At 42.3% G+C, this 1,008-nt stretch carries 1 protein-coding gene; it reads left to right on the top strand.

The window, feature by feature from the left end:
• Nucleotides 1-17: 17 nt before the first annotated feature.
• Nucleotides 18-971, top strand: coding sequence for a hypothetical protein (locus A3729_RS29590; RefSeq protein ID WP_068506619.1), 954 nt, complete (start codon nucleotides 18-20; stop codon nucleotides 969-971).
• Nucleotides 972-1,008: the final 37 nt, after the last annotated feature.

Below are 1,008 nucleotides of genomic sequence, written 5' to 3'. Positions count from 1 at the left end.
TGTTTTAGGAAGAAAAAATGAAACCCGAACTCAATACATTTCAAATGCTGAATGCAGCAAAAACAAATCTTTCAAACTTGAATCGCAGCCTATCTTTGGTGGGAGCTGGTTTAGTCATCAGTTTAGCTGCTGGCTGTGCTTCAGTTGATAAGAAGGACAATAGTGCGATGTCTGATAGCTCGGCTGAGCTTAGTGTGGCGGAAGTACAGCCAAGCCAAGAGGAGCTAGCTAGGAACGAGAAAGAAAATGCTGCTAAAGCTGATGAAATGATGAAAAGCCTTAAAGCTCCTGTGGTTGAACCAGGTGCTAAGACTGAACAGCCGGTCAGCAAAGAGGTGAAGCCTACAGTTAAGGAAGTTGTCGCAGAAGTAACGCAGAAGGCCGTTACAGCGGTAGCAGACAAGGGTGTGAAGGTAGCAGTAGAAAAAGAGCCAGCTAAAGCTGAGGTTAAAAAAGTAGCTGCGAAGGTAGAGGAAGCTAAAAAAGATGTTGTTAAAGCGCCTGTTGTGCAAAAGAAAGGCTCTGTTAAGCCCTTAGCAATTAGCGAGAAAGACCTTCCTGCAAACTATGATATTTGGGTGTTAAAGCAGGGTGATACAGCATTAACTCAAGGGCTTGTTATTAGCACGCCAACTTGGGAGATGGGTAAAGAAGGTTATATGTCTCAAATTTGGCTAACCTTTAAAGAAAATGAGATTCACATTAACAGTTCTTCTGATATTGCCAGCGAAGCAAAGAATTTAGGTATTCGTATCGACGGAGGTGACTTGATTCCTTTTACGCGAATAGCTGAGAATAATATTGGAATTGTTGAAGGTGAGTGGCTAGATAAACTGGCAAATGCGAGTAAGCTGGATATTTACCTAGGCTTCTTCCCTGGCAAGAAACCTACAAGTGATACTTTCCATAGTGATACCTCTCTGGAAAATCTGGACCGTGTTGTGGCAACTTACCGTAAGTTGAGTAAGTAATTACCTAGACTATTAGGTGAATAATAGGGCTGCATTA

The organism is Oleiphilus sp. HI0043 (assembly GCF_001634935.1).
This window is presented reverse-complemented; position numbering and strand designations above follow the sequence as displayed.

Coding starts and splice junctions, on each gene's coding strand:
- A3729_RS29590 (WP_068506619.1), top strand. CDS start 18: ATGAAACCCGAACTCAATACATTTCAAATGCTGAATGCAGCAAAAACA.